Annotated in this window: 10 protein-coding genes; 5 read left to right on the top strand and 5 right to left on the bottom strand. The window is 72.7% G+C overall.

Features of this window, described 5'->3' with window-relative positions; translation table 11 throughout:
• On the bottom strand, positions 1-1190 hold a 1190-nt coding region (locus VGW35_16990), incomplete at its 3' end, for an aminotransferase class III-fold pyridoxal phosphate-dependent enzyme (GenBank protein ID HEV8309357.1).
• A 221-nt stretch (positions 1191-1411) separates the two neighbouring features.
• On the opposite strand from VGW35_16990, the gene VGW35_16985 reads away from it, so the two are divergent.
• Positions 1412-3316, top strand: a complete 1905-nt coding sequence (locus VGW35_16985; protein HEV8309356.1) for an ATP-binding protein — start codon at positions 1412-1414, stop codon at positions 3314-3316.
• A gap of 3 nt (positions 3317-3319) precedes the next feature.
• Here VGW35_16985 and VGW35_16980 read toward each other — a convergent pair whose 3' ends face one another.
• The 3 genes from VGW35_16980 to VGW35_16970 all read right to left on the bottom strand — a co-directional run bounded on the left by VGW35_16980 (position 3320) and on the right by VGW35_16970 (position 10220).
• Positions 3320-6493: a UvrD-helicase domain-containing protein gene (locus VGW35_16980; protein ID HEV8309355.1), complete on the bottom strand. Its 3174-nt coding sequence runs from the start codon at positions 6491-6493 to the stop codon at positions 3320-3322.
• Between the two features lie 97 nt (positions 6494-6590).
• Entirely contained in the window at positions 6591-9788 is a 3198-nt protein-coding gene (locus VGW35_16975) for a PD-(D/E)XK nuclease family protein (GenBank protein HEV8309354.1), read from the bottom strand.
• A gap of 210 nt (positions 9789-9998) precedes the next feature.
• Positions 9999-10220, bottom strand: coding sequence for a hypothetical protein (locus VGW35_16970; GenBank protein ID HEV8309353.1), 222 nt, complete (start codon positions 10218-10220; stop codon positions 9999-10001).
• A 174-nt stretch (positions 10221-10394) separates the two neighbouring features.
• Here VGW35_16970 and VGW35_16965 point away from each other — a divergent pair, with 174 nt between their 5' ends.
• Positions 10395-11183, top strand: a complete 789-nt coding sequence (locus tag VGW35_16965; protein HEV8309352.1) for a S1C family serine protease — start codon at positions 10395-10397, stop codon at positions 11181-11183.
• Positions 11184-11232: 49 nt separating this feature from the next.
• Here VGW35_16965 and VGW35_16960 read toward each other — a convergent pair whose 3' ends face one another.
• The gene (locus tag VGW35_16960) at positions 11233-12276 is read right to left on the bottom strand and encodes a hypothetical protein (protein ID HEV8309351.1); all 1044 of its coding nucleotides are present in this window, start codon (positions 12274-12276) and stop codon (positions 11233-11235) included.
• 209 nt (positions 12277-12485) lie between these two features.
• On the opposite strand from VGW35_16960, the gene VGW35_16955 reads away from it, so the two are divergent.
• From VGW35_16955 to VGW35_16945, 3 genes are read left to right on the top strand one after another with little or no spacing between them, the layout of a single operon-like run.
• Positions 12486-12680 (top strand): hypothetical protein, encoded by a 195-nt coding sequence (locus VGW35_16955; GenBank protein ID HEV8309350.1) that lies wholly within the window; start codon positions 12486-12488, stop codon positions 12678-12680.
• 9 nt (positions 12681-12689) lie between these two features.
• Entirely contained in the window at positions 12690-13931 is a 1242-nt protein-coding gene (locus tag VGW35_16950) for a glycosyltransferase (protein ID HEV8309349.1), read from the top strand.
• Between the two features lie 14 nt (positions 13932-13945).
• A complete protein-coding gene (locus VGW35_16945; protein ID HEV8309348.1) occupies positions 13946-15595 on the top strand; it encodes a glycoside hydrolase family 9 protein in 1650 nt (549 codons plus the stop codon).
• Positions 15596-15886: the final 291 nt, after the last annotated feature.

The following is a 15886-nucleotide window of genomic DNA, read 5'->3' as shown; positions in this document are numbered from 1 at the left end:
TCCAGCGCCTCGACCGCGATGGCGCGGGCCACCTCTCGCTCGGGCGGGAAGGGGGCTCGCGTCCTCCGGTCGGCGACGAACTCGAGCCCGACCATGAGCCCCAGGCCGCGCACGTCACCGACGATCGGGTGCTTCGCCATGAGCCCGGTGAGTCCGGCCAGGAGATAGGCACCCACCTCGCGGGCGTTGCGCACCAGGTCGTGCTCCTGGATGTAACGGAGGACGGCGAGTCCCACGGCGGCGGCCACCGGATGGCCCGTGTAGGTGTGGCCGCCCACGAAGTTCGAGTTGTTGCGCTCGAACGCCGCCAGGATCTCGTCCCGGACGATGACGGCTCCCAGCGGGATGTATCCGCCCGAGATCCCCTTGGCGGTCGCGATCAGGTCGGGGACGACGCCCCAGTGATCCACGGCGAAGTTGGCGCCGGTGCGTCCGAAGCCGGTCATGACCTCGTCGGCGATGAAGAGGATCTCGTAGCGGTCGCAGATCTCGCGGATCTTGGGGAAGTACTCGGGCACCGGCGGCACGGCCCCGAGGGTGGCGCCCACGACCGGCTCGGCGATGAAGGCCGCGACGTTCTCGGGACCTTGCATCCGGACCAGCCGCTCGAGGTAGGAGGCGCAGTAGGTCTCACAGGCCGGATAGGTCAGGTTGAAGTGACAGCGGTAGCAGTACATCGGCGGGAGATGGGTCGTCTCCTGGAGCATCGGGACGTACTTGCGGCGGCGGATGGTGTGTCCGCCGAAGCCGAGCGAGCCGAACAGGTTCCCGTGAAAGGACTGCCACCGGCCGATGACGATCGCCTTCGAGGGCTGGCCGCGCTCGAGCCAGTACTGCCGCGCGAGCTTGGCCGCATTCTCCGTGGCCTCCGACCCGCCCGAGACGAACCAGACCCGGTTGAGGTCGCCGGGGGCGAACTTCGCCACCGCCTCGGCGAGCGCGGGGAGCGGCTCACTGGTGAACATGTGCATGGGGACGAAGGCGACCTTGCGGGCCTGGGCCGCCATCGCGTCGGCGATCTCCTTCACCCCGTGGCCGATGGACGTGACCGCCGAGGAGCCGCCCGAGCCGTCGAGGTAGCGCTTGCCATCGGCGTCCCAGAGGTAGACGCCCTCCCCGCGGACGATGACGGGATACCGGCGCTGGAGGTCGCGGTAGAGGACGCTCGCCTGGATGACCTGCTTGCTCATGCTCTGCCTCCCTCGGGATGGGCGCTTGGCTCGGCCGCCGGGCTGGCCCGGCCGCCGTAGGGGGTAGGATACGGCCGGCGGCCCCGGAAAATCAATGCGCGGCGCAGCCCCGGCCCTTGACCCCGCCCCGTCTGGGAACCGGCTACCGTCCAGGGGTATGATGGGGCCCCGACATCCCCGGGGAATCGCTGAGCCGGGAGGACGGCATCGTCGGAGCCGGAGTGAAACGCTTCCTGGTCAGTCGGTTCGCCATCCTCTGCTTTCTGTGCGTCTCCTCCCTGGCCTTCGTCATGGGCGCGGCGCTGTCGACTCTCTTGACCCGGGCGGTGTCGGACTGGGAATGGGAGAACACCGCGGCCCTGGCCCGCCGCGAAGTGGAGCGGGCCGGCCTCGACGCCTTTCTGGTCGGTTCCCCGGACGAGGCGACTCGAGAGCGCTGGGGAAGGGAGTTCTCCCGCCTTTTCTCCACCCTGCCCGAGGTCGTCCGCGTCAAGGTCTGGGATCGACAGGCGACCGTCATCTGGTCGGACGAATCTCACTTGATCGGACAGCGATTCCCCGACAACGAAGAACTCCAGGCCGCCCTGAGGGGAAAGGTCGCCGTCGAGATCAAGACCCTGACCAAGCGCGAGCACGCGTACGAGCGCAGTGCCTTCGCGCTGCTCGCCGAAGTGTACGTCCCCCTCTTTTCCAAGGACGACGGCCGGGTCCTGGGTGTCCTCGAAGTGTACAAGGCGCCCCAGCGGCTGGAGGCGACCATCCGATGGGGGCGCTTCGTGATCTGGACGATTTCCATCGTCGGCGGCCTGGCCCTCTACGCGATCCTGGTCCCGCTGGTCAGCCAGGTCTACCGGCGCGAAGTTCAGGAGCAGACCCTCCGGGAATACGCCGAGACGCTCGAGCAGGAAGTGGCGGCACGGACCGAGGAGCTGCAGAGCAAGAGCCAGGAGGCGAAGGACGCCTACCAGGAGCTTTCACGCACTCAAGCTCAGCTGATCCAAGCTCAAAAAATGGACGCGGTGGGGCGACTGGCGGGCGGCGTGGCTCACGACTTCAACAACCTGCTCACCGTCATCATCGGGCAGACCGCGCTGCTGGCCGATCGGCTGGGACGCCATCACCCGCTGCGCCAGGGGCTGGACATCGTCGAGGATGCCGCGCGCCGGGCGTCCGACCTGACCGGCCAGCTTCTCGCGTTCAGCCGCCGGCAAGTGCTCCAGCCCGAGGTCCTGGATCTGAACCGGGTCGTCGCTGGCATGGAGAGGATGCTGGGGCGACTGATCGGGGAAGACATCGAGCTGGTCACGACCTTGCAGCCGGCATTGGGCGCGGTCAGGGCCGACCCGGGCCAGCTCGGGCAGGTGATCCTCAACCTGGCGGTCAACGCCCGTGACGCCATGCCCAACGGCGGCCGTCTCGCCCTCGCCACCGCCGAGGTCGAGCTGGACGACGTGTCCGCCCGCCGGTACCCGGGTGGCCAGCCCGGGCGCTACGTGCGCCTTTCGGTCACTGACACCGGGCACGGGATGGACGCCGAGACTCAAGCGCACCTCTTCGAGCCGTTCTTCACGACCAAAAGGCCCGACAAAGGGACCGGCCTGGGCCTGGCCACCGTGTATGGGATCGTCAAGCAGAGTGGAGGCAACATCTGGGTGTCCAGCACTCCCGGTCGGGGCACGACCTTCGAGATCTACCTGCCACGCGCCGAGGCTGCCATCGAGCGAAGGGAGGGAGCCGTCAGCACCCCCGACGCACGGCAGGCCTCGGAGACCATCCTCCTCGTGGAGGACGAGGACGCGGTGAGGGCGATCATCGCGGAGGTCCTCCAGGAGAGTGGCTACAGTGTGCTGGAAGCCCGGCACGGCGGCGAAGCGCTCAGCGTCAGCGAGCGGCACGTCGGCCTCATCCAGCTGCTGCTGACCGACATGGTCATGCCGGGGATGACGGGCCGCGAGCTCGCTCAGCGGTTGACGGCCAACCGTCCGGGGATCAAGGTGCTCTACATGTCAGGCTACACGGATGATGCCGGGGTGGCTGGAACCAGGGAGCGCGGAACGGGCTTCCTCCAGAAACCCTTCACTCCGGAGACCCTCTCGCGAAAGGTTCGGGAACTTCTTCGCAGCTGAGGGTCAGGACGCCGGCACGGCGACCGGGAGCACCTCGGCCCCGTCCGGGCCGAGGACCAGCAGGCAAGCCTCGGCGACGCGGAGCCCGGCCGCCGCCAGAGCCCGGCAGTACGCGGCGAGCTGATCGCGGGCCGCCTCGTCCGCCGGCGCCAGCTTGACCTCGACCGCGACGACGCCGTCCGGCGTCTCGAGCACGAGATCGACGACACCCTCGACGAGCCGGCCGTCCACGACCGCGGCGACCGGCAGCTCGCGGAGCGCCCGTGGGGCCCCGGCCGCGCGCTGGTAGGGCGGTGAGGCGAGGGCGAGCTCGACGAGCCGGCGCGCGGTCGCCACACGCTCACCGGCCTCTCCGAGCCGCGCGGCGGCGGCCTCGATGGCGGCCGCGGCGGACGGCCGGGCAAGGTCGGCGAGGGCGAGCGCCGCGTGGACGAGCGCGCCGAGCCGCGCGCCCTCGCCGCGGGTCGGTCGGTGGCCGGGGTGAAGGATCGCCGTCGCCGGTTGCCGCCCGCGGCTGAGCGCCGCCTCGCGCTCCGCGGCCCACGCCTGCCGCGGGATCAGGGCGGGCACCGGCGTCGACCGCGGCGCCGGCACCGGGGGGGCGCCGGGATCCACGAGGACGCGTCGCGTGCCGGGGGAGCCGTCGTCTCCCAACAGAGGCGCGCAGAACGCCGCAAAGCCGCGCGGGGTGAGCCCGAAGAGGAGCGGGAGGACCAGGTGGTCGCGACTGCGGGTCGTGGCCACGTAGAAGAGCCGCAGCTGCTCGGCCTCACCCCGCCGGGTCTCGCGCTCCATCAGCTCCGTCACGTTCTGCGTCTCCACCGGGAAGTCGCCGACCTTGCCGAGCGAGACCCCGAGACCCGTCCCCGCCGGGCGCCGCTCGACGACGAGACGCGGCGTCGCCGGAACCCGGTCCCACTCGAGATCGGGGAGGATCACGACCGGGAACTCGAGGCCCTTCGCCGCGTGCACGGTCATGAGGCGCACGACCTCGTCGCCCTCTTCCGCGACCGGCGACTCGCTCTCCTCGTAGCCCCCGCTGTCCTGGGCGCGGAGCCAGCGGACGAGCGCGCGGAACGTCGGCCGGCCCGCCGCCTCGAGCGCCCGCGCGGTGTCGAGGACCCGGAGCAGGTTCGCCACCCGCTGATCGCCGTGCGGGTCGAGCGCGTAGGTCGCGAGGACCTCGGTCTCGGCGTAGAGGGCCTCCACGACGGCCGCCGGGCTTTCGCGGGTGCGGCGGGCGTGGAGGTCGCGGAGGATCGTCCAGGCATCGGCCAGCGCGGGGTGCGCGCCGGCGGGGAGCGGCGCCAGGTAGGAGAACGCGCCCCCGCCGGCGGCGTGGACCAGGAAGGCGTCGTCCGGCGCGCCGAAGAAGGGTGAGCGGAGCGCGGCGACGAGAGCCACCGGGTCGTAGGGGTCCTCGATCGCAGTCAGCGCGGCGAGCGCCCAGCCGACTTCGGAGCGGGCATAGTAGTGCCGGCCTCCGACAGTCCGGTACGGCACTCCGGCCGCCCGGAAGGCGTCCTCGTAGATGGCGGCGCCGCCCAGGGTCCGGAAGAGGCAGACGATGTCGCCGAATCGGGCCGCACGGGTGCCGCCGACGCGGTCTCGGACCGGCCAGGCGCCGGTCGTCACGGCGCGGGCCAGGAGGGCGGCGAGCGCCTCGGCCTCGCGCGCGCGCCGGGATTCCGCGCCGGCCGGGGGCGCGGCCTCGGGCGGCCAGTCGAGGAGGAGTGGCCCCTCGCCATCGGGAGTGGTGGGAGCGGGACGAACCGGTGCGTAGGCGGGCTGGTAGGCCCCGTCCTCGGGCGGCTGCATCTGGGCCTCGAAGAGCCGATTGACGGCCTCGAGGAGGTTCCTCCCCGCGCGGAAGTTCGTCGCGAGGGCCAGGATCTCTCCCTGCTGGGCGACCCGAGCACGCGCGCGCTCGTAGGTCTCGATGTCGGCGCGCCGGAAGCGGTAGATGGACTGCTTGGGGTCGCCGACGAGGAAGAGGCGGCCTTGGCCGAGGCGCACCGCGTCCCAGCGGGAAGCCGGCGGACCGGTCGGGTCTTCCGCCAGGTAGAAGGCGATCTCGAGCTGCAAGGGGTCCGTGTCCTGGAACTCGTCCACGAGGATCGTCCGGTACCGGGACTGGAAGTCCCGTCGCACGTCAGGCCGCTCGCGCAGGAGGTCGCGCGTGACCGCCAGCAGGTCATGGAAGTCGAGGAGCCCCAGGCGCCGGATCCGGTCGCGGTACGCTCCGACGAACCCGCGAAGCCACCCGGCGAGCGTGGCGGCCAGGTTGTGGAGGCGGCGCGCGCGCGCCTCGCCGACGCGGTCCAGGAGCTCCGTCAGCTCCGCGCGCGTCCGGGCGAGCGGCTCGCGCCCCCAGGCGGCCTGGGTTCCGAGCCGGGACGGCTTCCGGAGCGGCAGCTCGGTCAGGACCGCCGTGATCTGCTCCGCTTCCGGCAGGGCGTCGGTCTGACGGATCCACGCGACCAGCTCCTCGAGGTGGCGGACCAGGGTATCCGCGCGCGTGCGGGCGCGGGCCGGCGCCGCCTCCAGGAGCTCGGCCAGGCCGCTCCGCACCGCGCGGTTCAGCGCGAGCGCATCGGTCTCGGCGACAGGCGCCGGCAGCCCTTCGAGGAGGTCGCGCTCGGCCACCAGGGCGCTGCCGAGCTCGCGCAGGGCCTGCACCGAGACCCCGAGGGCCACGGCCTCCTCGAGCGCCGGGGGCGCCTCGTCGGCGGTCCGCTCGAGCCAGCGCTCCCAGGTCTCGTCCAGGAGGAGCCCGGTGGTCAGGGGGTCCGCGACGGCGAAGCCGGGATCGACGCGGGCCTCGACGGGCCGCTGGCGGATGAGGTCGCCGCAGAAGCCGTGGATGGTGCGGATCGGCGCCAGCTCGAGATCGGCGAGCGCCTGGTCGAGGGTCGGGCGCTCCACCGGCGATGCCGCAGCCCGGGCGCCCTCGATCGCTTCCCGGACGCGGAGCCGGAGATCGGCCGCGGCCTTCTCCGTGAAGGTGATGGCGACGATCTCCGGCAGGCGCGCGCGGCCGCTCCGCACCCAGGCGAGGATGCGCGCGACGAGGAGCGTGGTCTTGCCGCTCCCGGCCGGCGCCTCGACGAGGAGCGAGGTGTCGAGGTCGGTGGCGGCGCGCTTCCGCGCCTCCGCGTCGACCAACCCGACGCTCACCGGGGGACTCTCGCGAAGCACGTTCGTCCTGGGCCGGCTCACTCGATTGCCCTGCCCGTATGAGGGGACTCGTTCCGACCGGTGGGACCGGGCCGGCTCACTCGATCCCTTCGAGGCGATGGTACGCCTCCCGCGCGGGGTCGCCGAGCTTCTGCGCGACCCACGCGATCCGCTCGCGCTCGGGGCCGCAGGCGATCTGGTAATCACAGGTCCGGCACGTGTCGGGGGACGGATTCTGAAAGAAGCGCCCGGCCGCGATGCCGTCCAGCACCCCCTCCAGCGCCTGCTCGAAATCGGCCCGCCGCGCCGTCCAGTCGGCGTCGGTGAATCGCAGGCGACGGCGCTCCCCCCGGCGAGTCAGGAAGTAGTACTGGGCTTCCTCCACGCGCGCGTCGCGCCCGCGCGCGCGGCACAGCGCCTCGGCGGCCAGGCGGTAGACGGGAAGCTGGAGCGCGGTCCCGCCGCACAGCCGCGCCCCCGCGCGGCCCCGGTGCCGCCCGGCCTTGTAGTCGATGACGCGCGCGCGCGTCCCGTCAGGCGAGAGGTCGAGGCGGTCGAGGCGGCCCCGGAACGCGAGCGTCCGTCCGCTCGCGAGCGTGTGCTGGACCATCGCGCCACCTTCACCCGCCCCGAAGCTCACCTCGAAGTCCGTGGGCACCCACGGGTCCCCGGCGGCGCCCTCGCGCGCCTCCTGGTCGAGCGCCGCCAGCACGTCGGCGAGGAGTCGGGCCCGCTCGCCCTTCCAGAACGGGGCGAGGCCCGTGGCGCCGAAGCGCGCCTCGACCTCCGCGAAGGCCGTCTCCAAGAGCGGACGCGCCGCCGGCAGGCACTCGGGGACGAGCGGGAGCAGTCCGGCCTCGCGGAAGGCGGCGTAGGCGCGGGCGAGCACCGCATGGAGCAGGCGCCCCCGGTCGAGCGGCGTGAGCGCGAGCACGCGCTCGGGCTCCACCGGCGGCGCGAGCCCGAGCACGTGCGCGAGGTAGTAGCGGAAGGGGCACGTCGCGTAGGTCTCGAGCGGTGTCGCCGCCACCGCGGCGTCCGTGAGCCGGTGATGGCCGGCGAGCACGGCCGAGAGGCCCGGCGGCAGGAGGCCATCCCACGCGCTCACGCGGGGGTCCCGCTCGCGGGCCTCGAGCGCGGCCCGGCCGCGGGCGGCGCGGGGGAGGAGCGCGAGGCACGCCGCGCGCCCCGCGTCGCCGGCCGCGCGTGCCCGCGTCGCCTGGGCGAGGAGCCACTCACGCGGATCCAGCGGCGCCGCGACCGCGCCGGACGGCGAGGGTACGAGCGGCACCCGCACGTGCGGGGCGAACTCGCGCTCGAGGCGGGAGAAGTCGTACGGCAGACCGGTCGTCGCCTCGGCCACCCGCAGGAGAAAGAACGACGGGACCCGTGGCCGCCCGGAGAGGGGATCGATCCGCGGGTACGTGAGGACGAGCCGCGCCTGCGCCGCGGCGGCCGCCAGCCGGAAGGCCAGCCGCTCCTCGGCCGGGCGCCGCGCGGCGAGGGTCAGCCCCGGGCGGCCACCGGGGATCTGCGCCTCCAGGAGCCGGCGCTCCTCGTCGAGCAGAATCGGGTCGGTCCGCGGCGAGGCCGGAAAGCCTTGCTCGACGAGCCCGGGTATGACGACCCACTGGAAGGGTAGGCCCAGCGCCTGGTGCAGCTCGCCGACGAAGACCTTTCCCTGTCTCGTCTCGAGGCCCGGCTCGGCGGGCACGGCCAGCGCGGCCTCGAGGAGCTCGGCGAACTCCTCGAGGGTGAGCGGCGTCGCGAGCGGCGCGAGCGTCTCGAAGCTCGCCAGGAGCCCGACGATCGGCTCGGCCTCGGGATCACCTCGGCAGAGCCGGAGGAAGGCGCGGAGCAGCCCGCGCGCGAAGGTGGCTGCCGGCGCCGTGTCGGGCAGCGGGGCGATGGACTCCAGCAGCGTCCCGACGATGCGCCCGAGAGTCTGCACGGTCGGAGCGGCCGGCACGCGCCGGTGCCGGCGGCCGTCCTCGTCGTCCTCTCCGCCAGCCGGTTCGGCGCCCGAGGCCTCGGCCGCCCGGTGCGCCAGCCAGGCGAGGCCGCGCCGCCAGTCCGCGCGTCCGCCGACGATGTGCGCCTCGCGCGACAGCCGGTCCCACTCGGCCGGCTCCGCCCCGTGGCCGTCCCGAGCCTCCCGCAGGTCGGCGGTCGCGAGGAACTCGACGACCGCGCTGCGCGCGAAGTCCTCCTGCCGGACCGCCAGGAGGAGCCGCAGACTCCGGCCCGCGCGCGTATCCCCGAGCGGCGGCGCGACACCCCATGTGTAGGGAATACCGGCCGCCCCGAACACATCCCGGATCGCGCTCCGGTAGGCGTCGGGGTGTCGCACGAAGAGCCCCATCGCCTCGAAGGGGAGACCCTCGGCGGCGGCCGCGAGGAGGCGCCGCGCGATCTCCCGCACCTCGCGCTCCTCGCCGGGTGCCGCCACCACCTCGAGCGCGACGGGCCCGCTCGCGGGCGGCGCGGGCTCGTGAAAGAGCCGCGCGACCCAGGACCGGAGACCCGATGGCCGGGGGGACACGCCCGCCTCCATCCGGAAGCCCGTCGCGGCGAGCCACGCCACCAGGCTCTCCACCGGCTCGAAGGGCGGTCCCGGCTCGAGCGGGACGAAGCAGGCGGTGGGCACGCGGGCGGCGACGGCCGAGAGGAGCGCGCGCTCGGCCGCGTTCCAATCGGTGAAGCCGTAGACCGTCAGCGCCGCGCACGCCGCCAGGACGGGCGTGGCAGCCGCTCGTCGGGCGGCGATCCAGATCGCGTCGGTCGGGTGCGCGAACCCGGCGCCCGCCAACGCGGCGTCGGCATGCCGCACGATCCGCGCCAGCTCGCGGAGCTTCGCCGCGCTGGCCGGGCTTGCCGCCACCGCGGCGGCGTGCTCGAGATCGCCCGGACCCACGCCGGCGGTCCGCAGCTCGGCGCACGTCGCCGCCAGCGCGGCCGGGAACCGCCGCGCGTCCCGGACGGCCCCGAAGTAGCCGTCGTCGGGCACGGCCTCGCGCAGCGCCTGTCGGAGCACGAGGGCATCGCCGACCGGCGGCAGCCGGCGGGCGGCGAGCGGCGCGACCTCGTCGACCCGGTCGGCGAGGTCGGTGAAGGTCAGCACGTGAAGGTTGACGGCGCCGCCGGCGCGGGCGGCGAGCCGGCTCAGGTGCAGGCCGAGGAAGCGCGAGGGAACGAGGAGCCACACGGCCGCGAGGGGATCGCCGCCCCGAAGTCCCGAAAGGGTGTCGAGCCAGACGCGCTCGAGCGTCGGCTGGAACGGGCCGGTCCACGCCACTCGCGTGGGCGCGGGGACGGGCAAGCTCAGCGGGAGCTGCGGGGCAGCCTCGGACGAGCGGCGTCTCGGGCGGCTCACCATCGCGCCGTGCGACCGGCCGCGCCGGGCAGAGTGGGCCGCTTCACCGGCAGTCGGCCGTCGTGTCGGTCGACGTGATCACGGGTGAGACGCCATCTGATTCCCGCCGGCGACTCCGGGCCGACGGCGTTCTCAGGCCCCCGCCCCTTGGATCCGGGCGGGAAGGTCCTTCAGCCACTCCGCCAGCGGGATGTCGGCATCGACGACAATCTCGAGCTTCCCGCTCGGCAGCCGCCGCACCCGGCCCGGGCGCCCGGGCGCCAGGGGAATCACGAGCACTTCACGAGAGATGCCGAGCGCGTCGGTCACCGCGAAGATTTCCTGGATCTCCTTGAGCGTCACCGCCTGCAGCATCCGGAGACCTCCCCCATCATGCTGACGCCATGAAACCATCGCGCGCGAGCCCGGTCAATGGCAGGGTGCCCCTCACCGGCCCGGGGGCGGCGGTCTGGGCCCGCCCCTGGCCAATTTCCCCCAGGTGTTCGACCCGATTTCCCGGCGCTCGGGCCCCGCCTACCATGGGGCCCCATGCGACACGCCACTCGATGCCTCGCGATCGCCGCCATCGTGGTTTCCGGCTGCGCGCTGCAGCGCCCCGGGCCCCTCACCAGCAAATCCGACGTCGTCCAGCAGGTGCTCCCGTCGATGGTCCAGCTCGCGTACGAGGAGTCCGATGGCCGGATGCGCTATTCGAGCGGGGTCGTGGTCGGCTCTGGTCCGACCCGGCGGGCGGGCCAAGCGCCTGCCAGCTACATCGTGACCAGCGGTCACGCGGTCGCGGTTGCCGGGAAGGGAGCGGAGAGCGGACGGCTGATGGTGCGCTATCGCGGTGCCGACGACCGGCTCGGGCAGGCCCTGGCGGCGGTGGAAGCTGTAGACGAAGCGGCCGACCTGGCGATCCTGCGCGTCGAAGGTGTCCGACTGCCGGCCGCTCGCTTCGATCGGCCGGACCGGATCCGGGTCGGGGACGAGGTCCTCGTCGTCGGCGCGCCGTTCGGCCGAGGCCTTTCCGTCTCGAGCGGGATCGTCAGTCAGCTCGAGCTGGCCGAGCCCGATGGGCGGGCGACGTCCGAGGCGCTGCTGAAGATCGACGCCCCGGTGGGGTATGGCTCGAGCGGCGGTGGGGTCTTCCAGGTGGGCCGGGGACGGCTCATCGGCATCGTGGAAGGGTACCGGACGGCCACCGTCTCACTCAAGCTCGCCGGGAACGCGTATTCCTTCCAGGTGCCGATGCCGGGGGAGACCTTCGTGGTTCCGACCGCCGAGATTCGCCGCTTCCTGCGCGCCAGAGGGTTGGAAGGACTGCTCTCGGACTGAGGGGCGGCCGAGCCCGCGCTCCGCCGCGGGGTCGGACTGGGCCAGGGGCTCAGCCCTCGCGGATCCCCCCGAGCTCGGACTCGGCGATGCCCGGCGGCGCTCCTGCGAGCGGCAGCTTCACGACGAAGGTCGTGCTGAGGCCGGGGGTGTCGAATGTCTCCAGGCTCCCGCCGTGGCCGCGCACGACCCATTCGGTGACGCCGGAGCCTCGCCCGGACGGTCCGGCCCGGGCTCCGAAGCTCTCGGCGCGGCTCTGGCCCATGCCCGGGCTGCTGTCGCTCACCATGACGAAGGCGTGCTTCCCCCCCGCGCCGGCCAGGATTTCCAGCTCGCCTCCCTGGAGCATCGCCTGCAGCCGGTCGCCGATGAGCGCCAGGAATGCGTCCTTGAGCAGGCGGGCGTCGCCCTGGATCGGCGGGAGCTCGCCCGGAACGCGGGAGCGGATCTCCACGCCCACCTCCCGTGCCTGGGGGGTGACGAGGCTCACCACCTCGCCCAGCAGGTCCGAGAGACGCACGAGGTCCCGGCGGACGCGCATCGGCCGCGAATCGGGCAAGAAGTCGTCGGCAAGACTGTTGAGCCGGTGCACCTCGTTGGAGACCAGGTCGAACTTGCCGAGGGTCTGCGTCTCGACGAAGGGCTGGGAGGCCGCCCACTTCCGGAGCATGTACATGTTCAAGAGCAGCGAGTGAAGCGCGTTCTTGACCTCGTGGGCGAACTCGGCGGTGCGGGCGGAGGGAACGTCTCGCCGCTGGCGGCCCGCCGTCGACCGCGCGACGAAGAGCGCGCCCCAGAAGTCCCCGTCTTCCTCGACGGCGTACCCATCGAGGACGAGCGGCGTCGCGGCGGACAGGTGAATCTCCGTCGCCGATCCCTCGTCCGGGAGGCGGCGGAGAAGCTCCAGCAGCTCGCTCTGCCATTGGCCGCCCCGCGTCAGGACGTGGTGCTCGGCGGGCAAATCCAGCAGGTTTCGCGCGCTCCGGTTCGAGAGGTGCACGAGCCCGTGCTGATCGACCAGGAGCAACCCATCGTCGAGGGCCTCCCCGACCTGAGCGAGACACCCGCGAACCTCGCCGGTGAGCACGATCCCCATTCCTGTCCGTCCTGTCCGTGATCCAGCAAAAGGGATACCACTTCGGGAGGATGGGCCCCAGCCGATCAGCCGACGTTCCGCGCGAGGATCGATGGCGGCCCGGCGCTAACTTTTACCCGCAATCGGCAAGTATTTCATCAGCTCGAGGCCCGGGCACGACGGGTGGGCCGCTCCCCGGCTGGCAGGGCAATTGCTGGGTCCAAGGCAGGATGTTCGCGCTTCTGGCGATTCTGGGTATGGCCCTGGCCGTGGGCAAGCTGGCGCGCCGGATCACGCCGGCGGTCGAGCTCGTCCTGCTCCTGGTGATCGCCCTCATCGTGGTCGCCGAGTACATGTCGTGGAGCCACGGGGGGCTGCCTAGCCCGCGCGAGGTCCTCCAGGGGCTCATCCGAGGCTCTGACTGAGGCACTCCGATGGACATACTGGTCCTGGCTCCCTATCCTCCCTACCCGGCCCGCTTCGGCGGGGCGACACGGATCTTCCACCTGATCCGCGTCCTCGCCCGCGACCACCGGGTCACCCTCCTGTGCTTCGCCTCGCCCGATCAGCGGGCCGCCCTGGGGCCGCTCTGGGAGCTGTGCAGCGGCGTGCACACCGTCGACTATCCCGTGGCCGCCCGGCAGAAGCGCCTCTATCAGCTCCGGTCGCTGGCCGGTCGGGCCTACAGCTACTATGCCTACTACTCGCCCCCGATGGCCCGAGCCCTCCACGCGCTGCTGGCGCGCCAACGCTTCGACATCGTCCAGCTCGAGTTCGGCGATGCAGGCGGCTACTACGAGGTCCCGGGCACGGTGCTCACGGTGCTCGACGAGCACAACGTCGAGCATCGCATCCTGGAGCGCACCTGGCAGCAGGAGACGTCGCCGATCCGCCGCCTCTACAACCGAGTCGAGGCGCAGAAGCTTCGCCGTGACGAGCTGGCCGCTTGCCGCCGGGCCGATGGCATCCTGACGACCTCCGACGTCGACCGGGCTACGCTGGCGACGCACGTCAGCGGGATCCCGATCCGGGTGATCCCGAACGGCGTGGACACCACGTTCTTCGTGCCGCCCCCCCCGGGAACCGAGGACCCGAAACGGATCGTCTTCACGGGCGCCATCAACTACCAGCCGAACACCGACGGCGTGCTCCACTTCTGCGAGGAGATCCTGCCTCGCATCCACGCGGTCGCTCCCGAGGTGACGTTCGCCGTCGTCGGCAAGGACCCGCCCGAGCGGGTCCGCGCCTTGGCGGGCCCTCGCGTCGAGGTGACCGGGACCGTGCCCGACGTGCGGCCGTGGATGTGCCGGGCCGGGATGTTCGTGGTTCCGCTGCGGGTCGGCGGGGGAACGCGCCTGAAGATCCTGGAGGCGATGGCGAGCGGACGGGCGGTCATCTCGACCTCCCTCGGCTGCGAGGGTCTCGAGGTCACCCACGGCGACGACATCATGATCGCCGACACTCCCGCCGACTTCGCCGACGCCGTCCTTCGCTGCCTCCGGGACCCGGGGCTTCGGGCGCGGCTCGGCGCCCGCGGGCGGGTCCTCGCCGAGCGCCGGTACCGCTGGGAGGTGATCGGCGACGAGCTGAGCGCCTTCTACCAGGACCTTCAGGACACGGCGGTGCGCGCGATCTCTCGGCAGAACGGCAGGCCACGCCGGAGGTTCGCGGCGTAGCGGGGCGTCCGGCCGTGCGCAGGCGAGGACGGCGCGAGTCGGCGGTCGGCCTCCTCCTGGGCGGCCTCGTGCTCGGCGCCCTCGGGCTGGGAAGCGCGGGGGCCCGACCGGGTCCTGCCCCGATCCGCGTCGACCAGATCGGCTACCGGCCCGGCGACGTGAAGCTGGCGCTCGTCGCGGGCGCCCCGGCGAGCTTCGCGGTACGAGATCCCGCCACGGGGCGCGCCGTGTTCGAGGGTCGGGCGCGGCCGCCGGGACCCCCCGACCCCGCCTCCGGGGACCGCGTCGCAGCCCTCGATTTCAGCGCCCTCACGACGCCCGGCGAGTATGTGGTGGCGGCGCCGGGCTTCGCCGACTCTCCCCGGTTCCGCATCGGCCCGACGGTGTACGCCAACCCCCTCCGCGCGGTCCTCAAGAGCTTCACCTACCATCGCTGCGGGACGGCGATCCGCGACGGCTCCCCGTTCGCCCGCCCGGCCTGCCACCTCGGCGATGCCGGCGAGTGGGGATCGGCGGGCGGCCGCCGCGACGTCACGGGTGGCTGGCACGATGCCGGCGATTACGGCAAGTACGTGCCTGCCGCCGGAATCACGCTGTGGCACCTCGCGGCGATCCCGGGGCTCACGTCGGCGCCCGACCTCCTCGACGAGATGCGGTGGGAGCTCGACTGGCTTCTCCGGATGCAGCGGGCCGACGGGGGAGTCCATCACAAGGTCGGCCCGGCCAAATGGACGGGCGACCGCGCCCCTCATGAGGATCACGACCCGCGCTATCTCTTCGCGGTGTCGTCGGCCGCGACGGCCAACCTCGCCGCCGCCACCGCGCGGGCGGCGCGCCTCTATCGCCCGCACGACCCTGCCTACGCCGCGCGCCTCGTCGGCGCGGCCGAAGCCGCCTGGCGCTGGCTGACACAGCATCCGGCCATCGTCCCGCCGGGGGGCTTCAGGAATCCCTCGGGCGCCGAGGGGGGAGCCTACGAGGACGACGATGACCGGGACGAGCGGTTCTGGGCTGCGGTGGAGCTGTGGCGAACCACCGGGGACGCGCGCTTCCGGGCGCCGGTCCTCGCCGGGCTCGACCAGTGGCCGCCGTTCGATTATCCGGCGTCGTGGCAGCGCGTCCAGAACCTCGCGCTGCTCACGCTGCTCGAGTCACCGAGCCCTCTCGAGCCCGCGGCTCGCGCGCGCCTGGTCGGCGCGCTCGCCGAGCGTGCCGGCTGGATGGCGGACGCCCTGAACAAGGGCGGGTATCGCGTGGCCCTCACGTCCCGCGACTACTACTGGGGCTCGAACGCCGTCGCCCTGGGCCGCGCCGTCCAGCTCCTGGCCGCCCTCCGCGAGACCGGCCGGCCCGCCTTCCGGGATGCCGCGCTGGACCAGCTCCACTACGTGTTCGGGCGCAACACGCTCGGCCGGAGCTTCGTGACCGGGCTTGGAGCCGAGCCGCCCCAGCGGCCTTACCACCAGCCGGCGATCGCACACCCGACGCGTCTCGTGGTGCCGGGCATGCTGGTCGGCGGGCCGAACGCCCAGGCCGAAGGCGTGAACGCATCCTTCCCCGCCCATGCCTACGAGGACAAGGATCGCCTCTACGGCGTGAACGAGCCTGCGATCTACTGGACCGCGGTGCTCGCCTACGTCCTCGCCCACTTCGCAGGGTCGTAGCCCGGCCGGCCCCCTAGGTCATTTCGGGGGGGTCTCGGAAGACCCCCCCGATGCCCCCCTCGTGGCGGCGGCGAAGCCGCCGCTCGGAGCACTCCTCGCTGCACCGCGGGCTCGGTGGTCGGCGCCGGGTCGGGTTACTCCGACACGCTCCTAGTCATAATGGAATGACCGGCTCCGATCGCAATGCGTAGGTTACGCTGCGAGCGGAGACCCGTAGCGCAGAGCTACATACGAAAGGAGCCGGTCTATGACTAAGAGTACACGATTCGTGGGCCTGGATGTTCACGCGGC

It is taken from the genome of Candidatus Methylomirabilota bacterium (genome assembly GCA_036005065.1).
Classification (GTDB): Bacteria; Methylomirabilota; Methylomirabilia; order Rokubacteriales; family DASRDR01; genus DASYQW01.
Note: the sequence above shows the minus strand (reverse complement) of the source record. Positions and strands in the feature narration are given on the sequence as shown.

Coding starts and splice junctions, on each gene's coding strand:
- VGW35_16955 (HEV8309350.1), top strand. CDS start 12,486: ATGTTCGCGCTTCTGGCGATTCTGGGTATGGCCCTGGCCGTGGGCAAG.
- VGW35_16950 (HEV8309349.1), top strand. CDS start 12,690: ATGGACATACTGGTCCTGGCTCCCTATCCTCCCTACCCGGCCCGCTTC.
- VGW35_16970 (HEV8309353.1), bottom strand. CDS start 10,220: ATGCTGCAGGCGGTGACGCTCAAGGAGATCCAGGAAATCTTCGCGGTG.
- VGW35_16965 (HEV8309352.1), top strand. CDS start 10,395: ATGCGACACGCCACTCGATGCCTCGCGATCGCCGCCATCGTGGTTTCC.
- VGW35_16960 (HEV8309351.1), bottom strand. CDS start 12,276: ATGGGGATCGTGCTCACCGGCGAGGTTCGCGGGTGTCTCGCTCAGGTC.